At 45.3% G+C, this 20,181-nt stretch carries 20 protein-coding genes; 11 read left to right on the top strand and 9 right to left on the bottom strand.

Translation table 11 applies throughout. The features are described from left to right. Window positions 1-87 precede the first annotated feature (87 nt). From NYE70_RS21840 to NYE70_RS21850, 3 genes are all read right to left on the bottom strand, one after another. Complete coding sequence (locus tag NYE70_RS21840) at window positions 88-1,251, bottom strand: DUF4317 domain-containing protein (RefSeq protein WP_290405693.1); 1,164 nt, start codon at window positions 1,249-1,251, stop codon at window positions 88-90. Window positions 1,252-1,345: 94 nt separating this feature from the next. Further along, the gene (locus tag NYE70_RS21845) at window positions 1,346-1,924 is read right to left on the bottom strand and encodes a DUF4256 domain-containing protein (RefSeq protein WP_341048168.1); all 579 of its coding nucleotides are present in this window, start codon (window positions 1,922-1,924) and stop codon (window positions 1,346-1,348) included. 49 nt (window positions 1,925-1,973) lie between these two features. Then, a complete protein-coding gene (locus NYE70_RS21850) occupies window positions 1,974-2,882 on the bottom strand; it encodes a putative RNA methyltransferase (protein ID WP_341048170.1) in 909 nt (302 codons plus the stop codon). A 347-nt stretch (window positions 2,883-3,229) separates the two neighbouring features. Between NYE70_RS21850 and NYE70_RS21855 the strand changes: the two genes are divergently transcribed. The 4 genes from NYE70_RS21855 (at window position 3,230) to NYE70_RS21870 (ending at window position 8,529) form a co-directional block, all read left to right on the top strand. Then, window positions 3,230-3,850 carry a TetR/AcrR family transcriptional regulator gene (locus tag NYE70_RS21855; RefSeq protein WP_247681867.1) on the top strand — a complete coding sequence of 207 codons (621 nt, stop codon included), beginning with the start codon at window positions 3,230-3,232 and terminating at the stop codon, window positions 3,848-3,850. A gap of 25 nt (window positions 3,851-3,875) precedes the next feature. After that, complete coding sequence (locus NYE70_RS21860) at window positions 3,876-6,302, top strand: MMPL family transporter (protein WP_341048173.1); 2,427 nt, start codon at window positions 3,876-3,878, stop codon at window positions 6,300-6,302. A gap of 146 nt (window positions 6,303-6,448) precedes the next feature. Further along, on the top strand, window positions 6,449-7,048 hold the full coding sequence (locus tag NYE70_RS21865) for a group-specific protein (protein ID WP_341048175.1): 600 nt from the start codon (window positions 6,449-6,451) through the stop codon (window positions 7,046-7,048). A gap of 101 nt (window positions 7,049-7,149) precedes the next feature. After that, window positions 7,150-8,529 (top strand): WG repeat-containing protein, encoded by a 1,380-nt coding sequence (locus tag NYE70_RS21870; protein ID WP_341048177.1) that lies wholly within the window; start codon window positions 7,150-7,152, stop codon window positions 8,527-8,529. Window positions 8,530-8,589: 60 nt separating this feature from the next. Here NYE70_RS21870 and NYE70_RS21875 read toward each other — a convergent pair whose 3' ends face one another. Both NYE70_RS21875 and NYE70_RS21880 read right to left on the bottom strand, forming a co-directional pair. After that, on the bottom strand, window positions 8,590-9,156 hold the full coding sequence (locus NYE70_RS21875) for a GNAT family N-acetyltransferase (RefSeq protein ID WP_341048178.1): 567 nt from the start codon (window positions 9,154-9,156) through the stop codon (window positions 8,590-8,592). Between the two features lie 127 nt (window positions 9,157-9,283). Continuing rightward, complete coding sequence (locus NYE70_RS21880; RefSeq protein WP_290405698.1) at window positions 9,284-10,366, bottom strand: nucleotidyltransferase domain-containing protein; 1,083 nt, start codon at window positions 10,364-10,366, stop codon at window positions 9,284-9,286. Between the two features lie 217 nt (window positions 10,367-10,583). Between NYE70_RS21880 and NYE70_RS21885 the strand changes: the two genes are divergently transcribed. After that, window positions 10,584-11,072: a YfbM family protein gene (locus NYE70_RS21885; RefSeq protein WP_341048181.1), complete on the top strand. Its 489-nt coding sequence runs from the start codon at window positions 10,584-10,586 to the stop codon at window positions 11,070-11,072. Between the two features lie 97 nt (window positions 11,073-11,169). Here the strand turns inward: NYE70_RS21885 and NYE70_RS21890 are convergent, their stop codons facing one another. Beyond that, window positions 11,170-12,186, bottom strand: coding sequence for a carbohydrate-binding protein (locus NYE70_RS21890; protein WP_341048182.1), 1,017 nt, complete (start codon window positions 12,184-12,186; stop codon window positions 11,170-11,172). 186 nt (window positions 12,187-12,372) lie between these two features. Between NYE70_RS21890 and vanR the strand changes: the two genes are divergently transcribed. The 3 genes from vanR (at window position 12,373) to NYE70_RS21905 (ending at window position 15,738) form a co-directional block, all read left to right on the top strand. Then, window positions 12,373-13,074 (top strand): VanR-ABDEGLN family response regulator transcription factor, encoded by a 702-nt coding sequence (gene vanR / locus NYE70_RS21895; RefSeq protein ID WP_341048183.1) that lies wholly within the window; start codon window positions 12,373-12,375, stop codon window positions 13,072-13,074. A gap of 1 nt (window position 13,075) precedes the next feature. After that, entirely contained in the window at window positions 13,076-14,194 is a 1,119-nt protein-coding gene (locus NYE70_RS21900) for a sensor histidine kinase (protein ID WP_341048184.1), read from the top strand. 125 nt (window positions 14,195-14,319) lie between these two features. Beyond that, window positions 14,320-15,738 carry a VanZ family protein gene (locus NYE70_RS21905; protein ID WP_290405813.1) on the top strand — a complete coding sequence of 473 codons (1,419 nt, stop codon included), beginning with the start codon at window positions 14,320-14,322 and terminating at the stop codon, window positions 15,736-15,738. Window positions 15,739-15,794: 56 nt separating this feature from the next. Here NYE70_RS21905 and NYE70_RS21910 read toward each other — a convergent pair whose 3' ends face one another. After that, the gene (locus tag NYE70_RS21910) at window positions 15,795-16,283 is read right to left on the bottom strand and encodes an S-layer homology domain-containing protein (RefSeq protein WP_341048185.1); all 489 of its coding nucleotides are present in this window, start codon (window positions 16,281-16,283) and stop codon (window positions 15,795-15,797) included. 156 nt (window positions 16,284-16,439) lie between these two features. Here NYE70_RS21910 and NYE70_RS21915 point away from each other — a divergent pair, with 156 nt between their 5' ends. The 3 genes from NYE70_RS21915 to NYE70_RS21925 all read left to right on the top strand — a co-directional run bounded on the left by NYE70_RS21915 (window position 16,440) and on the right by NYE70_RS21925 (window position 18,514). After that, a complete protein-coding gene (locus NYE70_RS21915; RefSeq protein WP_290405701.1) occupies window positions 16,440-16,796 on the top strand; it encodes a putative zinc-binding protein in 357 nt (118 codons plus the stop codon). A 129-nt stretch (window positions 16,797-16,925) separates the two neighbouring features. Next, window positions 16,926-18,311 (top strand): VWA domain-containing protein, encoded by a 1,386-nt coding sequence (locus tag NYE70_RS21920; protein ID WP_341048189.1) that lies wholly within the window; start codon window positions 16,926-16,928, stop codon window positions 18,309-18,311. A 44-nt stretch (window positions 18,312-18,355) separates the two neighbouring features. After that, window positions 18,356-18,514: a hypothetical protein gene (locus NYE70_RS21925; protein ID WP_211022906.1), complete on the top strand. Its 159-nt coding sequence runs from the start codon at window positions 18,356-18,358 to the stop codon at window positions 18,512-18,514. 23 nt (window positions 18,515-18,537) lie between these two features. On the opposite strand, the gene NYE70_RS21930 is transcribed toward NYE70_RS21925, so the two are convergent. After that, window positions 18,538-19,107: an SF0329 family protein gene (locus tag NYE70_RS21930; RefSeq protein WP_290405703.1), complete on the bottom strand. Its 570-nt coding sequence runs from the start codon at window positions 19,105-19,107 to the stop codon at window positions 18,538-18,540. Window positions 19,108-19,125: 18 nt separating this feature from the next. Next, window positions 19,126-20,118, bottom strand: coding sequence for a tRNA dihydrouridine synthase (locus NYE70_RS21935; protein WP_290405704.1), 993 nt, complete (start codon window positions 20,116-20,118; stop codon window positions 19,126-19,128). Between the last annotated feature and the right edge of the window lie 63 nt (window positions 20,119-20,181).

A 20,181-nucleotide genomic window follows, 5' to 3' on the forward strand; every position in this document is an offset into this window, starting at 1 on the left:
AGTAGCATAACCTTAAGATGGTATACGGGCAACTCAAAAAAAGAAACGCCCGATTCTGAGATCAGGCGCTTCCCTAATTGCTATTTACTATAAAGTCTCTGTGGTGAGCGTAAATCCTTCGACCATAACATCTTCGTCGACCTCAATCATGAGGCATCGTCTGCCTTGAAAATTCACTTGTTTCACATACTTTAAATCTTGCGGGCTGATCGAAATCGTGGCCACCTTCGTATCGATCTTGATCGATTTCGAAGTGAATTTCGGCATAACACTGCTAGCCTTCATTTCATAGTATTTATCGTCGATGATATTTTGAAACGCCCGTTCCACTTTTTCCGATGTCACGTTCTCTACTCCGCTTACCGACAGCACACGTTCCACATCTTTATAATCCAACGTCGGCGGTTCTTCCTCCTCGTGGGTTTCGATCACCTGGTAGATTTCCTCATACACATTGGAGAGAGTAGCCGCATCCAGTTCCTCGCCTGCCACTTCCTTCACGATATCTTCGAAGTAGACTCTCTCTTCCTGCGCAGTTATGGACTTTTCGGCATTCAGAACCTGCTCGATGAAATGCAGATCCGGATCATTCGCTCTCCCCGTGCAATAGAGAATACGATTCACATCGGAACTGTTGTCCGTCACGCTAGGGTAAAAGAATCCCTGCTCCGGCGAGCTTAGCTTGATAATCGGATCTACCATGACATTGTACTTAAATTCCCTCTCCACATAGTCAAACAGGAGAGTTTTACGTTGCTGCTCCGTGGAATTCACGCTGCATAAAATAAACGGATGCGCAAACATCTCGTCCTTACCGGTTTCCTCGGCTTCTTCATTTCGGGCCTTGGTCGGACGATAGTACTGTCCGCGAACGAAAGTGATTACCGTATCCTTTTCATAGCGGGTGTCAGCCAGCATTTTATCCACCAAATGCAGCATCAGATCCTGCCATTCGTCCGGGTCCCCTGTCACTAAGCCTTGGTGAAGAAGCACTCGCGTCGGATCTTCTGCTTCCTCTTGAAATTTTAATTCAAACAGCTTTTGATCCAATTCCCCGGTCAGCAGCTTCTTGAAATTGCCCATATGCAATTCCTGCTTCTCCCTATCAACCAGGCCAAACGGCAGGCGTTCCCAATGATAGATCTCGTTGCTATCCTTCATAATATACACGTTGAGAATGTCGAAAATATTCATTAAATCGTGATCCAGCTTAAATTGCTTCCGTATATGTGCGACTTCTTTCTTCATCATGGTTCGTCAGACATCTCCTACGAGTAAATTGGCGGTTCCTATCGATCCTATTTTGTCATTAAAAAAGCAAGCGTCCATCGGCCTCCGCCAGGATCTAGACCCTTAGCAATCCGCGAAATCCTCTGGCAGCATAATAAGATTCTGCTCCATTGTGGTACACAAAGACCGTATCATAGCGACGATCACAAAAGATGGCGCCGCCAAGTTTTCTAATATTATCGGGTGTCTTCACCCAGCTCGAGCTTTTCAAATCAAAGCTTCCAAGCTTCTGCAGCTCCCGGTATTGTTCTTCGGATAAAAGCTCGATACCCATCGCAGCCGCCATGTCTATCGCGCTATCTTGTGGCTTATGCTCTTTCCGCGATTCCAGCGCTTCACGGTCGTAACACACGCTTCTACGACCCTTGGGGCTTTCCGCCGAACAATCGCAAAAAACGTACTCGTCCGTCTGCTTGTCATGATCAACGACATCCGGCTCGCCGCCGGTTCGCTCCATTTCATGAAGGGACCATAACTTTTCCGGTTGAGCTTCGAGCTTGGCTTGTACACCAGCCCATTCAAGTTCTTGATGGCGGTCCATATTTTTATCAAACCGTGTCTTCAGTGTATGAAGCAGTCCATCATGCTGTTCCGGAGACAACGCTTTTTCGTTGCCGTTGGAACTCGTCGCCATGTTCATTTCCCCCTTCAAAAATGTCTGTCCAAAATCCATACTACCAGATTTATCGGCGGTTTGCTTCTTGTGATCGAGAGCCAAGCAAGATAGAAAAATCAAAAGTGATTTCTCCCTTAATCCGACTCCATGCATGCTCTTTTAACTCTTCCGTCGCCCCCCAAGACAATGGAGTCATATGAACCAATTGTTTAATATCTTCACGGTCCATATTCACACCATATTGAACACGCTGAATATCAACCAGATCAAAATGATGTTTGAACAGCTCCATCGTTTTTTGATTGGAGTAGATATCCCTATCCGTGCTTTTATAGAATATCCCTCTCAACTCTTGGAGGTAGCGGGCTTCGGGAATCACCTTTATTACCATTCCCTGATCCTGAAGGATTCTCTGGAAGCCGGAATAGTTAGATGGCGATAAAATATTTAGAATAAAGTTGAATTGTTTATCCGCAAACGTCGGCTTTGCGAGATCGGCAACGCACCAGATGGTTTTGGAAGACAAATTCGAGGCCATATGGATGCCTTCTTTAGAAATATCAATGCCTACCCCTAACAGATTACATTCGGATTGTGCCATCTTAACCTTGTGCTGAATATCGGATAAATGCGAGCCTTCGCCGCACCCGGCATCCAGTATTTTTACCATTGGATCGGATGGGTTTAATTCTCTTAGGATGTTATCGCAAATCCGGGTCATCAGAGGCTCAAAAAAGCCTTTGTCACTAATTGTCTTTCGGGCTTCAAACAGTTTTTTATCATATTTAGTCTTTAAAGCGTGGGTTGTTAAGTTTACATATCCCTTCTTTGACAGATCAAAGCAATGACGGTTGGAACAAATTAAACTCTTTAAATCTACAACCTGCATGGAATGCAAACAGATAGGGCAAATAAAAATATGTTCATATTCTGAGAGAAGACGTGCGGCGGTAAACTTCCCTTTTTTGGACAACACAAAGAACACCTCATTCATTCGTATTAGTAAATGAAAAAGGCACAGTTAAATAAACCCAAGCATCCTTGTTCAAAAAATGCCGAGCTTACAATACTGTACCTATCATTAACGTAAACGAATGAATTTGATGATCATCGATAACAACTCCTATAGAAGAATCCGGGAGATGCGGTAGCGCACCTCTTAACATTATATCTAGAAGGATATGGTTTGTGTAAGATTAAGAATTCCCATTTTAAAATGTTTGGTTTCCCATTGTGCAATGTTGCCCATTGGGCAATAATATATTATATTAAATAAAGTTCAGGTTTAATATATCGAATTCAAGAAAGGAGGGCGCATGGATCTTGGACTCCAAGCCAACCAATTTGCGCGACAAAAAAAAGGAAGCCACCGCCTATGCTTTGGCTGAGGCCTCCTTTAGGCTTGCGCTTGAACGAGGCATGGACGGATTCATCGTCGAAGACGTCGTTCGGCAGGCCGGCTACTCCCGCAGAACCTTTGCCAACTACTTTTCGTGTAAAGAGGAAGCGGTAGCGGCCTATTTTATAGGCAGTTCCTCCAATGAAGATGCGAAGTTGCAGTTTGCGGGCTTGCCTCCGGATGCGACCCCGCTCGATGCGCTGTACAGCTTGCTGAAGCTGCAGTTTACTTCCGAGTTTCTATTCAAACTGAGACAGTTTGTATCGTTAGCGAATCAGTATCCGACGCTTGAGCCCTATATTCTCAACGTGTTGCGACGCCTGCAGACCGCTGCCCAGGAAGTGCTTGAACAGTTCTCCCAAGGTCGTTATGCCGACGGGTATACCCATCTTCTTGCCGGTGCCGTCTACGGAGCGTTCGTGCCTATTCTGGACGGGCGATTGAACGTCCTTCTGCCGGGCGAATCACAAGATGTTCGCCCCGATGCGATATCGTTCGATCAGTATTTGAATTCCATGTTTGCTTATTTACGCAACGGCTTCTAACTCAGAGAGATAAAGGAGAAATCATATGTCAACATTTCTTTACCGATTAGGAAAATCGGCTTATTCCAAACCATGGTATTTCCTCCTGGCCTGGATCGTCATTCTCGGTGTTGTGGGCACTCTACTCGGCATCAATGGCATCCAATCCAGCTCCGAAATGAAAATCGAAGGCACGGAATCGCAAAAAGTGCTGGATATGTTGGCTGAGGAGCTTCCTGCCGCTGCCGGCGGCCAGGCGAGCGTCGCTTTTACCGCTCCGGACGGAGAACGTCTGGATACGCCGGAACGTGTAGCCTTGATCATGAAGGCTATCAATGATGTCTACAACATGGACTACATCATTAACCCTATGGAACTCGCCGCTCAAGCTGCAGCCGCAGGTCAAGCTGGCGCAGCAGGCCAAGCAGACGCGGCCGCTCAAGGCGCGGCTGTAGATCCAACGGCTGCGGTAGATCCATCAAACGCGGCAGACCCATCAGCCGCAGCAGGGCAAGCTGACGCGGCAGGTCAAGCAGCTGCAGCCGGACAAACCGCGGCCGCAGGCCAAGCGGCTCCTTACGGCCCGCTCATGGCGAATGGCGTCCCTGTTCCAGGCGTCATGCTGTCCGCAGACGGCAGCATCGCCCTGTTCCAGTTCCAGTTTACCGTTCAGCAAACATCGCTGCCTGCTTCCGTCCCGGATAACGTGATCAAAGCCGTTACTGAAGTTGAGCAAGCAGGCTCCGGCATCACGGCCATTCCAAGCGATTCGCTGAAGAGTACGCCATCCATCGGATCCACGGAAGCGATCGGCGTAGCCGTAGCCGCAGTTGTGCTGTTTATTACGCTCGGTTCGATTGTTGCCGCCGGGCTGCCGCTGATCACCGCGCTCCTCGGCGTTGTGATCAGCGTGGGAGGCGCGTTTGCCCTCTCCAGCGTCATCCAGATGAATGATATAACTCCGATTCTTGCCGTCATGATCGGCCTGGCGGTCGGCATCGACTACTCGCTGTTTATTGTGAATCGCCAGCGCCGTTTAATTCTCGATGAGAAATTAAGCGCCCGCGAAGCGGCAAGCCGGGCGGTTGGTACTGCCGGCAGCGCTGTATTTTTCGCCGGACTGACCGTCATTATCGCACTTTGCGGCATGCTGGTTATCGGCATCGGCTTCTTGTCGACCATGGCTCTGGTTGCCGCTGTCAGCGTTCTGGTCACCGTCCTGTTGGCGCTAACCTTGCTGCCTGCCCTACTGGGACTGGTCGGCGAACGGATCTGCACAACCAAAGCCCGCAACAAGAGCGCGGCCGCCGGAAACAAAGCCCGTCACGGGTTCTCGCACCGCTGGGCAAACGCTACGGTGAAATACCGCTGGATCATTATTGTTCTGGTGGTCCTGGTGCTTGGAACAGCAGCGATTCCGGTAACGAAAATGGAGCTTGGTATTCCGTCCGGGGCCTCGGCCAACTTGGATACCCCTGCGCGCCAAAGCTATGACGTCATCTCCAAAGGCTTCGGGGAAGGCTTTAACGGTCCGTTACTGCTGGTAGCCGAGCCGAAAAATAAGTCCGATAAAATTTCGATGGAAAGTCTGGGCAAATTGATTCAGGAACTGCAAATGCATGATAACGTCACGCTTGTGACTCCAATGGGAGTCAACGAGACTGGTGATATCGCCATTATCAGTCTAATTCCGAAAACCGGCCCAACCGATACGGAAACGAGAGATCTGGTTCATGATCTGCGCGATCCCGATTCCAGCTTCGCATCGGCAAGCAATGTTAAGCTCGGCGTGACCGGCTTCACGGCCATCAACATCGATATGTCATCCAAGCTTTCCGAAGCATTCCCTGTATATATTGGCATCATCGTGATCCTGTCGCTGATCATCCTGCTTCTCGTTTTCCGATCGATCATCGTTCCGATCAAAGCGACGGTCGGCTTTATCCTCAGCGTCCTCGCCACTTTCGGCCTGACTACGGCCGTCTACCAGTGGGGATGGCTGCACTCCCTCTTCGGCTTTGACACGGGAGGACCGCTGCTCAGCTTTATGCCGATTCTGGTCACCGGTATTCTGTACGGACTGGCCATGGATTATCAAGTATTCCTGGTCAGTTCCATGCGCGAGGCTTATGTGCACGGACGTCATGGCAACGAAAGCGTTGTTCACGGCTATGATCTTGCCAGCCGTGTCGTGCTGGCCGCAGGCATTATCATGGTTTCCGTGTTTGCCGGCTTTATTTTCGCACCTGACGCTATGATCAAGCAGATCGGGTTCGCCCTGGCATTCGGTATCCTGATCGATGCTTTCATCATCCGCATGACGCTCGTTCCAGCCGTAATGTCAGTCTTTGGCGACAAAGCCTGGTGGCTTCCGAAATGGCTGGACCGGTTGCTTCCGAATCTGGATGTCGAAGGCGACAAGCTGATTGCCAAGCTGCATGCCGTGGACTCCCAAAGTAACGGCAAGAAATAAATAAAGAAATCTAAAAAGCAGAAGGGTTCAAGAATCTTATTAGGTTCTTGAGCCCTTCTTATTTTTTCAAACTATAAACTCAGCAGTACTTGATGATAAAATGTGGTAAGTAGTAGAAACCACACCAAAATTCGGAGGTAGCAGGCTTGCAAATACAAAACCCATTCGTTATTGAAAGTGACGCTCCCTATTCCTTAAATTATTTAATCTATATAGAAAACGCATATTTAAACAGTAAAAGTGTTGAAAGAATGACTCCTAAATTTCCATATATTGATGTATCTAAGTGGGCAATCATTGAGGATGAACTATTTTTAATTAGATTTAATGAGATCTGGGAACATGTACTACATAACATTGCGACTAATCGACATTTTGACCATAATGCAGTCTTAACAGATAATAAAGCCCTCTTTAGGCCCTTATTTCAAACTAACCTAAATGGGGAAATGGGTTATTCTGAAAGTATAAAATCCTTTTCAGCTTGGTGGAATGGACTTGCAGGCCGAATCGCCGTTGAACATTTTTTAGATAACCAGATACTTGGCATTTATCAAGAGATGTCCCAAACCATCAAAGAAGATAAGCGTTTGAAGATTAGTTTGGTATATGACAAATTCCCCTTAGGAAGATTACAAATCCTTCCGTGGTACGCTGTTCTTCCAATAGAAGACATCTTTCTGTATAAGAAAAACAAGGATATCATTCCAATGCTATTAAGTTGCTGTAATCAAGAATTATCTTAGCAGACTTAACAACTAAAAAAGATAAAATGCAATTTACTAAAATTTATGATTGTTATATATTTTTATAGTGTTTTAATAATTCATCAGGAGAGGAACAACATATGAAAAGTAAAGTGTTAGCCTCCCTATCCGTGGCTCTTTTATTGATCGCAGGATGTGGGCAGAAGGAAGAGGTTGTACAAAATCCCGTAAGCGAGGTAAGTCAAGTAGAAACCGGAGAACAGGCAAACGAAGAAACAGCCAAAAAGCGGCTTGTCGAACAAGGTTTCGAAATCGAGCAACTCCATACATATCGAAATGAAGACGTTATCCTATTTGAATTAAAACGTGAAGGCGATGTTTATTATGCTATGATGGACAGCAACTATGAATGGATGCTGCAACCGACAAATGAAATCAAGGGCATTCAGTACGATCCTTCGTTTTCCCAAACGGAGTATGATCTTGTCATTTACGAAGGTGAACATGCGCCGATCATTCAAGACGGGTTAATTGCATTATCCGTTCAGGACGACCGTGCCCGAGAAGACGAAGGTTTGCTATGGGGGTATATGAATACCAAGGGAGAATGGGTCATTAAGCCACAGTACCGTTCCGTAAACCAATTCTCCGATGGAGTTGCCATTGTAGAAACCATCGAGGAAGATCGCGACGATTTGCAAAACTCACGCACGATCGCTATTGATAAAGAAGGAAATGAGCTGTTTGAAATTTCTAAACATACGGAAGGACAAGATTCTGAGGAGGATTCTGTCTACATCGATAGCTTCAAGAACGGGTACTTGAAAACGAGCAAAGGGATTTATAACAAAGACGGTCAATTATTCGCTATAGATTTCATTCTTGCTCTTAATGAAGTGTCCGATGACTTTTATAAATATTATGAAGTTATCGGTGATCAAGTTGTCATCATACTCGACAATAAAATTAAGGTATTCTCATTACAAGGCGAGTTAGTCAGAGAATTCCCTTATCCGATGTCAGAAGATGAATTTGAGGAAGAAGCCGGTGAGCTATCCTCTACTAACTTGAAGTTGTACACACCTAAAGCTCTAGCCGATTCCAATCAATTTATGGTTAAAAATAAAATTGTGAAATTGAATGGAGAAGTTATTTTTGAGGGCGGGAATTTCCTCATCCAGGATGACATTATTGTTTCAAGAAGTTCTAGCGGTGAAGAAAGTGCTTGGAACTTCTATGATTTAAAAGGAACCCCCATTACGGATAAGAATGTAGTTGGTATTCAATTAGAAGAAGCATTGTACTACAACGAACCCCATTGGGAAGAGGGGAACGAATATTACAAGTTGATTTCTACAAAAGGAGAAGAGTTGATCGGCGAAGACCGTAAAATAAGCTCTGTATCCAGATTGGGAGACAGAATTGTTCGGGCGAGAGTAACGGATCCAAGTACCTTGGATGAAATTGACGTGTTAATAAATACCGAAACTTTAGAATTTATCAAAGAGGTAGACTTATAAGTTTAGTTCAAAAAGAAGCAGTTTCCACAAAGGAGCTGCTTCTTTTTTTATTAGAGGGGTCTATCCCAGGTCTTCTTTCAGAATACCGTAAATCTCTATATCGATAATTCCTTTACCTGCCCATAGCGTGGCTTGTCTTAATGTTCCCTCTTTAATGAAGCCGTTCTTCAACAAAACCTTCTTTGAAGTCTCATTTAGAGGCATTACTTCTGCCTGAATTCTGTTGACATGAACCTCCGTAAACAAGAAGTCTATTAATATTTCCAGCGCTTCGGTAGCTATCCCTTTTCCCCAATTGGATTCCGACAAAAAGTACCCCACCGTTACTGCGTTTACCTTTTGATTAAAGTCGACAGCTTCAATAATTCCAAGCACCCGATCGGGTTCAGGATTGGCGAATATCCCCCATTTCACCCTGGACCTTTTATTATAATCTCTATCGAAATGGCCGATCATATTTTTCACAGTAGCTTTGTTGTATTTAGGGATGATGCCGCAGTATTCAAATACTTTGTCATTGTTATAAATTTCAAAAACTTCGTCCACATGATGATCTTCAATCTTCTTCAATAGGAAATTATCTGATTTTAGGTTGGGAAACTGCCCGAAAACCGCTTCAATGTTCACTCTGCTACCGCTTCCTTCCGTAGAATTATTCATACCCTCTTCTTGATCGATAGATCGATATGTATAATTCTACCTTGCATCACAGTTTGCCTCTTCATGCATATTGCTAATTTATGATGAAAAATTGCTATATTTTCATATATTCATCATATAGCTGCTCAAATGAATCGTATCGCTCCACTTTTCTTCCGACTTTGTTGTATTCATCCAGATATTCATCCATCGCCTGCAGGAATTGTTCTTTAAACAAATAAAGATCATCGGCATCAAAATATTGCATCAGGTCCATTTTCTTCGTCCCGATCGATTTTGTCATTTCATCAACGAAGTTCTGAGCGCCCATCGCCGCATGAAAAGCGTATGACTTGTCATTTAATTCAGCACTTTCGATAATTTTGTTGCGATAATTGCACCACAATTCTTCGTATGTACCACGAAGGTTATCGAATGTCGGGAGGGACTGCACGCCAAATTCCTTATCCATCCTGAGATAGAGGTCATTCATGCTTTTCAGCAACCGGAAAGAAGCGCTTCTGATTTCATCCACCGTTTTCGCCTCAATCACGGCCATATAGTTATGTTCATAATTTTCAGGGATATAACGGTATTCCCTGGTTTCCTCCAGGTATCTCTTAATGCCACGCTTCAAATAAGTGTTATTCAAATGGGTCAATGCGTTTACCAGGTTATACACAACTTCGCAAGAAGCATACCGCACCGTTCCAAGATCCTCCGAAAGCAAGGTATTGGCATACTCCTGTTTCGCCAGATCAATGTGTTGTTTCGCTCTCTCAATACACTCCCTGCCGATCGGCTTGGCTAAAGTGTCCAGCGCTCTTTGTTTATAGGAATTGAATTTCTCCATATACTCCGGCTTAGCGCAATATAAAATCTGCAAGTCAATCAGATGCGAAACCATCGCACTCTCTAGCTTGGCGGCGGCTTCAATTCTGGTTTCCCACGGAGTACAGTATAAATCGTATCCAACATCCCCCAGTATAAAACACGACGATATTCCCCAGCCGCGGTCCGTATTGTTGATGATAATGAGATCAAGGTCGCTTTTTTCATGAAAGTCCCCTGTATTAAACGACCCCGTCAACCCAATGATCGCAATGTCCTCGGGAAAATCCCGCTTGGCGCGTTCAATCACCATACGAATCAAATTTTCGTTTTTCTCGATAAGCATTTGCCTGATAGTATCATCCATAAAGTTCTGCCTCCCCTCACATCCATCCCGGTCTGATTCCATTATATAGGCGTACCAGCTTGAGTTATATTCCATTTTCCCTTATAAAAGAAAATTCCCTTTTAAAATATTAGAGTTTATGTTAATTCCAACGGTCCTTGAAATCCACAATTCCAAAATGTTACAGTTGCTATAATTCAGTGTAGCTCCTACTAAAAATGAAAGGAAGGCTGACTACATGGGAATACGCGGATATTATTTTTCATTGGATAATAAGCTGGTGCAAGAAGTCGCAGCTGGCGACATTGCATTAAAAAGTTTGAAAATCGCCGATTATCCCGGATTAAATATTGATAGATCCTGGGAGGCGATTCATTACTTGCTTTGCGGAGATATTTCGGATGGTGAGCCTCCTCTTGGTTTTGTGGTTCCGATCACGTCGGACAAAGGCATCGATTTCGGCTCTTTCGGGGCTTTTTACTTGCATGCCGAGCAAGTTGCAGCAGCGCTTCAGGCCATATCCGAACTGGACGAAGCGGGGCTCCGCTCGCGGTATGATTTCCCGGCCATGCTCAAGGAAGAAGTATATCCTCTGGAAGCCGGTATAGTTTCGGAAGAGGATGCGGACGAGTTTTTTGCCTACCTGCTTCAGCATTTTAACGAAATTCGCCGCTTCTACAGCCAAACCGCAGCCGAGGGCAAAGGAATCATCTTCTATCTTTTCTGACCACGATCCGCCTCAATAAAGAACAAAGGGCATGGGTTATGCAAGCAACGATCTGCTTGGTAACTCATGCCCTTTTTAATATAATTGCCGCTGTACCTTAATTTTTACCGCCATAGCCCTTATAAGTAGCGTAAACTGCATTTGCATATTGATCTGCAAGTATCGGACGGCCGTACGAATCTGTTGCTCCCGGATACCAATTATCTCCTCCGTTATAGTGCAATAATCCGTTGTATATATTTCCAAACCTTGTAATCTTCTCATTTAAAATCAATGCGCCGAGATATACCTGATCTTGTTCACTGTTATGATTATACGCACGGCCAAACTTTGAGCTAAATTGAGATGAATACGCATTGCGTGTGTTCGGTTCTACCTGCATTAATCCGTCGCCGGCGGATGGACTACCCGGTAAACCTGCTCCAAAGCTGCTCTCTTTTTTGATAACCGCACTTAGCAATAAAGCAAAATCTCCGCCTTTACCGTAGGCATTGTCCGCATTCATAACATAAGTCCAGATATGAGTTGGAACCTCGGCAGGCTTTGTTACTCCGGGAGATGGTGAGCCCGTATAAATCTTAACTGATGACATTTTATCATTGACCGTATTGCCAACCCAGGAGGAATCCGAGGTATAGGTCCACTTTGTTCCTCCAAAATTATCATTCTCATAGACTTCAACCGTCCAGCCGCTTGGGACCTTGAGAGACGACATCCAGTCATTCGGAATTCCATTTGCGTTCAACTGAGATAGTGTATAGTTGCCTACCCCGAGCGTCACTGCTTTTCCTCCATAATTTATATCCGCATAAAATATTGCTCCGTTCGTTGCCGGTGGTGTGACGGGCGGTGTAGTTCCGCCGCTTCCGCCCTTCTGCCATAAGGCAGGGACATTGGACGGCTCCCAACCTACGAGGGAAGTATGTGCCTGAAGACAGGTATAAGTGCTTCCACTATAGGTTACTGTGTCATTTACTGCATATGCGGTATTTGGAGCCCATGCTCCTCTAGCGGCTGCGTTCACTGACGGTAAGGCTGCAAAAAATGTGGATAGAAATACTGCTAAAACGACCAAAAGTGATAAGGGTTTAAATGAATGCCTGTTACTAGTCATTTTCAAACCTCCTTGTTTTGGTTTGTCTGCAGCCCGTCATTTAGACATGCCACAGGTTTTAACTGTACTACGATTCCATTTTATTTCCACATTTTAAATTAATTCCATAATTATTGTTTTTTATCTTTGGTTTTCTTTTTGTATTCTTTTGATACAATAAAGTTTCCTATAGAAAGGAGCATTACTATGTCTAATAAAATACTCGTGGTTGATGACGAACGTGAAATAGCTGACTTGATTGAGATCTATCTCAAAAATGAAAATTTTACTGTCATAACCTGTTATACAGGACAAGATGCCATAGAATGTATTAACACCACCGACTTCGACCTTGCAATTTTAGACATTATGCTGCCGGATCTGAATGGCTTTACTTTATGCCAGCGCATAAGAGAAAGTCATACTTATCCCGTTATTATGCTTACCGCGAAAGATGAGGAAAGTGATAAAATTACGGGACTTACGCTTGGAGCTGATGACTATATCACCAAACCTTTTCGTCCCTTGGAGATGGTTGCAAGAGTCAAAGCGCAGTTACGCCGATACAAAAAATACAATCCCGCTCATATAGAAGATACAGCAAACGAAGTAATTGCTCATTCAGGCTTAATCATGAACATTACAACGCACGAATGCTTCTTAAACGAAAAAGCCCTGGTGCTGACCCCTACCGAGTTTTCTATCCTTCGTATTCTCTTGGAGCACAAGGGGAAGGTGGTCAGTGCGGAGGAATTGTTCCGTCAGATTTGGCAGGATGAATATTACAGCAAACGCAATAACACAATAACAGTTCATATCCGCCATTTACGGGAAAAGCTGAATGATACGGTCGATAACCCAAAATATATAAAAACAATATGGGGGGTGGGGTATAAAATTGAAAAATAGAATGGAAAAACGATCTGATTATACTCGTTTGCAAGTGGAAATCTTGTTTAAGCTTATAGGCGTTATTGCCTATGTGCTTTTGGCAATCGTTTTTACAATCACTCTGCATTGGAATGGGATCGGCGGTAGAGTAATTACGGAGCTGCTGTCGTCTTTTTTGCAAATAGAATACTTTACGGCACAAACCCTATATTATCCCCTTTTCTTTGTTTGGATATTGATTTTCGGCGCATTGCTCTTTCTCATTATTCGTGCATTTCTGCGGTTCTGCACCAAGTTGCTTACCGACATCGATCAACGGCTGAATATGCTGCTGCTTGACGAATCGGCTGAAATCAATTTGCCGGAGGAATTAGCATCCATCGAGCAAAAGCTGAATGTCATGAAGCAAACTATGGAAAAACGTCTATCGGACGCGCAGTTGGCGGAACAGCGCAAAAACGATCTTGTCATGTATCTTGCCCATGACATCAGAACACCTCTCACTTCTGTAATTGGCTATTTAAGTTTGCTGGAGGAAGCCAAAGATATGCCGGCAGAACAACGAGACAAATATACGAGTATTACACTGGAGAAAGCGTACAGGCTGGAAAAAATGATCAATGAGTTCTTTGAGACTACGCGGTACAATTTGCAGCAAATCCGGCTTGAAAAAGAGAACATTGATCTCGATTATATGTTGCAACAGTTGACTGACGAGCTTTTGCCTGTTCTTTCGCAACGGGGAAACACAGTGATTTTACGCGCGGATGAAAATATTACTGTCTATGGCGATCCGGAAAAGCTGGCGAGAGTGTTCAATAATATATTGAAAAATGCCGCTGCTTACAGTTACCCGGAAACAGAGATTGAGATTATCGCGGAAAGCCATGTCGAGGAGGGAGTTAAGATCATATTCCAAAACAAAGGCAAAACCATTCCAGCCGACAAGCTGTCAACGATATTTGAAAAATTTAATAGGCTGGATGACGCGAGAATGAGTAATACGGGTGGATCGGGGCTGGGGCTGGCCATCGCAAAGGAAATCGTTAAGCTGCATGGCGGTACGATTCATGTTCAAAGTGAGAAAGATACAACTGTTTTCACAGTTCAACTTCCGCCGCAAGAGTTCACTTCTTAGGATTTTCTTAGGATTTCATCAATGTAATATTAAAATATAGGCTCCCTGCTTTCGTTATAATACAAGCAACGAAAGCAGGGAGTTTGTTGTCTGCTTTATTCTTAGGAGGTCTATGAAGAGTGGATATGATAACGGTTTTTCAGGCCCTGCTTCGGTGGGGGGTGTGGGCATTGATCGGTGGTGCTTCGATTGCGCTTGTTATTTTGCTTGTTTATATAATTTACAAGAAGGTGTTCCGCGGAAAAAAGAGCATAACAAAAACACAGGGAGTCGTCGCCCTTCTGCTGTCCTGTTGGCTGTTGCTCGTATTGGCGCTTACCATAGCAAGCCGTGGAGCAAACTATACCGGCAGATTCAACATTGATTTTTTCAGCGGCTATATCAACGCCTGGAATAAGTGGTCCTTCAGTGAGTTGCAGCTTATCCTTTTTAATATGTTGATGTTTGTCCCGCTCGGCTTTTTACTTCCCCTCTTGTGGCAAAAAGCGGAACGATTTAAGGTCATTTTTCTTGTATCTGTCAGTACAACCGCTCTTATCGAAATTAGTCAGCTATTAACGGGAACAGGTATTTTTGAATTCGACGATCTGTTTCACAACTGTTTGGGAAGCCTCTTTGGTTACTTTTGTATTATGGCAATCCTTTCTATGATTCGGGAAAAGCGCGTCCGCTTCGCTCCTATTGGAAAGTTACTGATCCTGCCTTGCTTGATTGGAATAATTATTGGAGGGGCATTTTGGGTTTATGAGCATCAACCCTATGGTAATATGGCATTATTACCTGCGGCAAGACAGGACATGTCAAAAGTCAATCTGACAACGGATTTGAACCTGTCGGAAGCCCCGGCTTCCGCTTCCGTATATCAAAATGTGAATGTTAACGATAAAGCTTATACGGACCGTATCGGGGCTGCTATTGCAGAATTGGAGAGCATTTCTTTCTCCGGTAATCCCCGGCGTGAAAGTGATAACAAGATTTATCTTGGCAGGACAGCTCAAGGCAATACGGCGCAGCTTGATTTCTTTGTCAGAACGGGAACTTGGAGCTTTACGACATGGACGGATGCCGCTTTGCTGGCGGAAGATACGGCCAAACAGCTTAGAGAACATTATGAGAACTGGTTTATCGAAAATGACTTACTTCCCGGTACGGCCGTATTCTCCGTACAGAATAATGACACTTTAAGGTGGGATGCCGCTATGGAAAATGATTTAGCAACGAATACAGCGGCCTTTGCTTCCGGCCCCGTTCTCATGCAGTTTGATGATAATGGTAACGTCGCTTCCCTATTATACGATCTTTACTGGAATGATTACGTAACAACGGAAAGCATTATTTCCCCGAAGGAAGCCTTCGCAGAGGTAGAAGCGGGTAATTTTGAGCAGTACGCGCCTTTCCAGCCAAACGATAATTTGTATGTAGAGAGTTATAAGCTTGATTATGCCTACGACACTAAGGGATTTTATCAACCGATCTATCGATTCGAAGGATATATCAACGAACGCGAAAACGCTTGGTCTTGTCAAATCCCGGCTTTGAAATAATATTTCATATAAAGAGCCACCCAAACTTGTGGGTGCCTCTGCATTTATCAAGAAGACTATTCGAAATTCTTATTATCGATAAGTTTAGCTCTCTCCAGCATCCGCTGAATGATGACCGCGGATTCCGCTCTGGTCATGTTGCTTTTAGGCTGTAGGCCTGCATTGGAGCCGCCCACAAGTCCACTTTTCACCATAGACGCGACCGCTTGTTTAGCCCAAACAGATACCGATGCGCGGTCCGCGAATTTCGAGAGCATAGCATCCGCTTCTGCAACGCTAAAACTCGATTCTAATCCTGCAAGCTTCATCGCCCGGGCGATCATGATCATCGCCTCTTCGCGGGTGATCGTCTTAGCCGGGTTGAACGTTCCGTCCTCGCTCCCCGCTACGATACCGTATTCCTGCGCCGTCGCTACTGCTCCGGCATACCAGTCGCCAGGGTTCACATCCTTGAACTCAGACTTTGTTCCATTGCCGGTCAGTCCCAGTGCCCGCACGATAATCGCCGCGAACTCCGCACGCGTGATGGCGGCGCACTCATTCATACGCGTGATTTACGCGGGTCAGATGTTGGCGATCACATTCTGGACCTGGTTAAAATCCCTTTAGACGGAGGAAAGACGAGTGACCCCCCTCACAATTCAATCCGTAAACTGAGATTATACTGACAATTACTTTATTGAATTGGAGAGGGATAGCCAATGAAAAAAAATGATCTGCCGCTTGTTTATTCATGTTCCGGATGTTCCTCGGCTGCACAGACCGCTAACCGGATTGCGATTAAAATGGATAGGGAAATGATCGCCGAAATGTCCTGCATCGCCGGTGTCGGCGGTGACGTAAAGCCGCTTGTCAGAACAGCCAAGTCGGGACGTGACATCATTGCCATTGACGGTTGCCCGCTGGCCTGCTGCAAGAGCTGTTTAGCCAGACATAACGTGGAGCCTAAGCATCATTTTGATTTATCGAAATTCGATGTGCCCAAGCGTCTTGGAGAAGATCCTAATCCCCAACACGTACAGAACGCCTATGATCAGATTCTTGAACATATCAAGTAATGTCCGCTTGGTGTTTCTTCCTCCAGAAGTAATGGTTACTTCATAGGAAAGGTCTAAGGACCCTTTCTCTTCCTTTTTAGTGTGGTATTATGAAATTTGATACTTTTTGATCAAGGAGGAAGTATTCCATTGGTTGTAAGAAAAATGTACACCTTAGTTCTGTTGTCATTCTTGTTGCTTGCCGTAAGCGCTTGTTCCTCTAAGGAAAAAGCCAGTGACGCCGATCCGCAGCCGGCCCCGTCACAGAATAACTCTATCGAGACGGCGGAGCAAACCGGCCCGAAGAAGGAGGCAGAGGATGGAGAGGACTTCCGTCCCTACCAAACCGAGGATGTCATGGAGCGGCTCCTGCTTGCCCCGGGCAAATTCAGCGGAGAACAATATGATGAAGCAGAAGTAAAGAGATGGATTGATCAATTCCCGGAAGGAAAAACGGCGGAGGAATACTACGCCCGCCTGCTCTCCTTGGTCGCTGAGGATTATCGGCCGTATCATAAGCTTTTTAGCCAGTACGATACCTCTTATCAAGATGCAAGCGCCATACCGGAAGAAAGGGAACAGCCTGGTTCCCCGGGGAGCAAACAATTGAACGTTCAAATTTTATTCGATGCGAGCGGGAGCATGGCAGGGAAAATCGGCGGGGAGACAAGGATTGATCTGGCCAAGGACGCCGTAAATAGCTTTGTTTCCGAGCTTCCCGAGAACACGAATGTGTCTCTGCGCGTATATGGCCATAAAGGAAGCGGGAAAAACAGCGACCGTGAGCTGTCCTGCAGCAGTACCGAAGAAATCTACGCCCTGGCTCCATATCAAGAGGAAAGCTTCGGAAAAGCGCTGAATCAGTTTGCTCCGGCTGGCTGGACCCCTCTTGGCGCTTCCATCGAAGCCGCGCATGATGATCTGCAATTCTATACGGGAGAGAACACCGAGAACATCATTTACATCGTAAGCGACGGAGTTGAAACCTGCGGCGGCGACCCGGTCGGTGCAGCCAAAAAATTAAATGAGTCGGCAGCAAAAGCGATTGTGAACATTATCGGTTTTGACGTGGACGATGAAGGACAACAGCAGTTGAAGCAGGTCGCCGAAGCCGGAAAGGGCAAGTACACCACCGTGCGGACAAAACAGGAGATCGAGGACTTTTTCAAAAAAGAGAAGCATCGCCTGATTGAGGAATGGTTTGCCTGGGAATCCGAAAATGTGGGTCAATATTTTCAATCCGAACAAACTCGTGTCGATGAAATGTTTAAGAAAGAGAAAGAAATGATCGAACTGGTTTACAGCGAACAGGAGCATCTGGACACGCTCTCCAATTATGTTGATGAGAAATTTGATGTCAATGGCAGAGAGATAAGAGATTATACCCGCAAATTGGGATTTGCATTAAGAGAATATGCCCGAAAAACCGCTTTCGGACTCAGAGAAGAACTGCGTGACAAAGGGCTCGAGCATCGGAACGAAGTTCGGGATCAAGGCCTTGAAGAACGCCAGAACCTTCGAAACAGCGGGAAATAAAGCCTGCAAATTGTCTATTAACGTTTACAATGGGGGGCAAATTCATGGGGGCAAATAACAGACCTAAGTTGACAGTGATTGAAGGGAAATTGAATCAGCAAAAAGGAGCGGACGAAGAAACTCGCCGCCCCTTTTGGTTTCGGATTCTCGAAGGGATTCTTATGTTTTTTGTGAGAATTATTAGTTGGATTCGGCATCTTTAAGCTCCCAACACGGGGATCCACCATCACAACGTATTCCGCCGCAATTCATAAAAATACTGCACAATCGGATGCTTTAACTTTATTTTCTCGGACATGTTTATGATCCGCTTCTTACCAACTCTTTTGTCCACCAAGGCTAGAACATTCATTAAAATATCGTTGCTTTCCAGACTTTCCTCGATAGGGGTCGTCAAGAACTTATTTGCCACCACGATAAAATTGGACTTGCTTAATGAAGCCTGTGCGGACAAAAGCTCTTTTGCATGTTCCGTACTTTTTCTGCTTCTGGCCATCACTATTAAACGATCCTCCGGCACTGGCCCCTTGGTCCCTTGTCTGACCGCTTCAATTTCTTCACTGCTGACAGGAACCTGGATATCCGGATCATTCTTAACTTCCAACTCGGTTTGATACCATCGAATAGAATTCGTTTTATCACTCATCTGGAGTACATTCTTTTTATCCACCAAAATATAGCAAATCCCCGATTTATCAGGCAGATAACGGTACCCTGGCGCGCGGTATTCTACCCTTACATGTAACGCAGGACTAAGAAAGCTATCCAGTTGCTGCTTCAATTTACTCCAGGACATGATATCCCCCTCGGCTGTTTATTCCCCGTGTTCCTCCGGGCCATCCTGCTCCTTGCTTGCAAACTCATCCAGCAGCGCCCGCACTTCACTTGTAGACCTGGTGTTCATTAACGTATTTCTTAACTCACTTGCCCCTCGAAATCCGCGGACGTATATTTTAAAGAAGCGTTGCAGAGGTCTGAACGAACGCGGTGGCCCCAGTGCTGAATAGTGATCGTGGAGATCCAGATGCAGCCGCAGCAAACCAAGCAATTCTTCACTGCTGTGTTCCTTCGGCTCCTTCTCAAAAGCAAACGGATTATGAAAAATACCGCGCCCGATCATAATCCCATCCACACCGTACTCTTCAGCGAGCTTAAGGCCGGTCTGACGGTCAGGGATATCCCCGTTAATCGTCAAAAGGGTATCCGGCGCTACCTCATCGCGCAGCTTCTTAATCTCCGGAATCAGGTCCCAGTGAGCAGGCACTTTGCTCATTTCATCTCTGGTGCGCAGGTGAATGGACAAATTAACAATGTCTTGCTTCAAAATATGGGTTAGCCAGTCGCGCCATTCATCTACGTCACTGAAACCGAGCCTTGTTTTTACACTAACGGGTAATCCTCCGGCTTTGGCAGCCTGGATAATCTCTGCTGCGGTTTCGGGACGGCAGATCAGGCCGCTCCCCTTTCCGTTCTCCGCTACATTCGCTACAGGGCACCCCATATTAATATCGATACCTTGGAAGCCTTCTTTCGCCATACCGATGCTCATTTGGCGGAAGTATTCCGGCTTGTCTCCCCAGATGTGCGCCACCATAGGCTGTTCATCCTCTGTAAAAGTCAACCGCCCACGCACACTATGGTTGCCCTCCGGGTGACAATAGCTCTCCGTATTCGCAAACTCCGTAAAAAACACATCCGGTCTGGCCGCCTCACTTACGACATGGCGAAAAACAACATCCGTCACATCTTCCATAGGCGCCAATATAAAAAATGGCCGTGGCAAATCACGCCAGAAATTATTTGTCATATTATAAACCTCTCTATTTAAATCAGGATAGACATTAAATAAGTATATCATAACCCGGGAGAA

Source organism: Paenibacillus sp. FSL R5-0407, assembly GCF_038009185.1.
GTDB classification, from domain to species: domain Bacteria; phylum Bacillota; class Bacilli; order Paenibacillales; family Paenibacillaceae; genus Fontibacillus; species Fontibacillus vini.

What these genes read in the sequence shown, in the direction of transcription:
- NYE70_RS21840 (WP_290405693.1), bottom strand. Translation starts at nt 1,251, where the DNA reads ATGATGAAGAAAGAAGTCGCACATATACGGAAGCAATTTAAGCTGGAT.
- NYE70_RS21845 (WP_341048168.1), bottom strand. Translation starts at nt 1,924, where the DNA reads ATGGCGACGAGTTCCAACGGCAACGAAAAAGCGTTGTCTCCGGAACAG.
- NYE70_RS21860 (WP_341048173.1), top strand. Translation starts at nt 3,876, where the DNA reads ATGTCAACATTTCTTTACCGATTAGGAAAATCGGCTTATTCCAAACCA.
- NYE70_RS21870 (WP_341048177.1), top strand. Translation starts at nt 7,150, where the DNA reads ATGAAAAGTAAAGTGTTAGCCTCCCTATCCGTGGCTCTTTTATTGATC.
- NYE70_RS21880 (WP_290405698.1), bottom strand. Translation starts at nt 10,366, where the DNA reads ATGGATGATACTATCAGGCAAATGCTTATCGAGAAAAACGAAAATTTG.
- NYE70_RS21885 (WP_341048181.1), top strand. Translation starts at nt 10,584, where the DNA reads ATGGGAATACGCGGATATTATTTTTCATTGGATAATAAGCTGGTGCAA.
- NYE70_RS21890 (WP_341048182.1), bottom strand. Translation starts at nt 12,186, where the DNA reads ATGACTAGTAACAGGCATTCATTTAAACCCTTATCACTTTTGGTCGTT.
- vanR (WP_341048183.1), top strand. Translation starts at nt 12,373, where the DNA reads ATGTCTAATAAAATACTCGTGGTTGATGACGAACGTGAAATAGCTGAC.
- NYE70_RS21900 (WP_341048184.1), top strand. Translation starts at nt 13,076, where the DNA reads ATGGAAAAACGATCTGATTATACTCGTTTGCAAGTGGAAATCTTGTTT.
- NYE70_RS21905 (WP_290405813.1), top strand. Translation starts at nt 14,320, where the DNA reads ATGATAACGGTTTTTCAGGCCCTGCTTCGGTGGGGGGTGTGGGCATTG.
- NYE70_RS21910 (WP_341048185.1), bottom strand. Translation starts at nt 16,283, where the DNA reads ATGAATGAGTGCGCCGCCATCACGCGTGCGGAGTTCGCGGCGATTATC.
- NYE70_RS21915 (WP_290405701.1), top strand. Translation starts at nt 16,440, where the DNA reads ATGAAAAAAAATGATCTGCCGCTTGTTTATTCATGTTCCGGATGTTCC.
- NYE70_RS21925 (WP_211022906.1), top strand. Translation starts at nt 18,356, where the DNA reads ATGGGGGCAAATAACAGACCTAAGTTGACAGTGATTGAAGGGAAATTG.
- NYE70_RS21930 (WP_290405703.1), bottom strand. Translation starts at nt 19,107, where the DNA reads ATGTCCTGGAGTAAATTGAAGCAGCAACTGGATAGCTTTCTTAGTCCT.
- NYE70_RS21935 (WP_290405704.1), bottom strand. Translation starts at nt 20,118, where the DNA reads ATGACAAATAATTTCTGGCGTGATTTGCCACGGCCATTTTTTATATTG.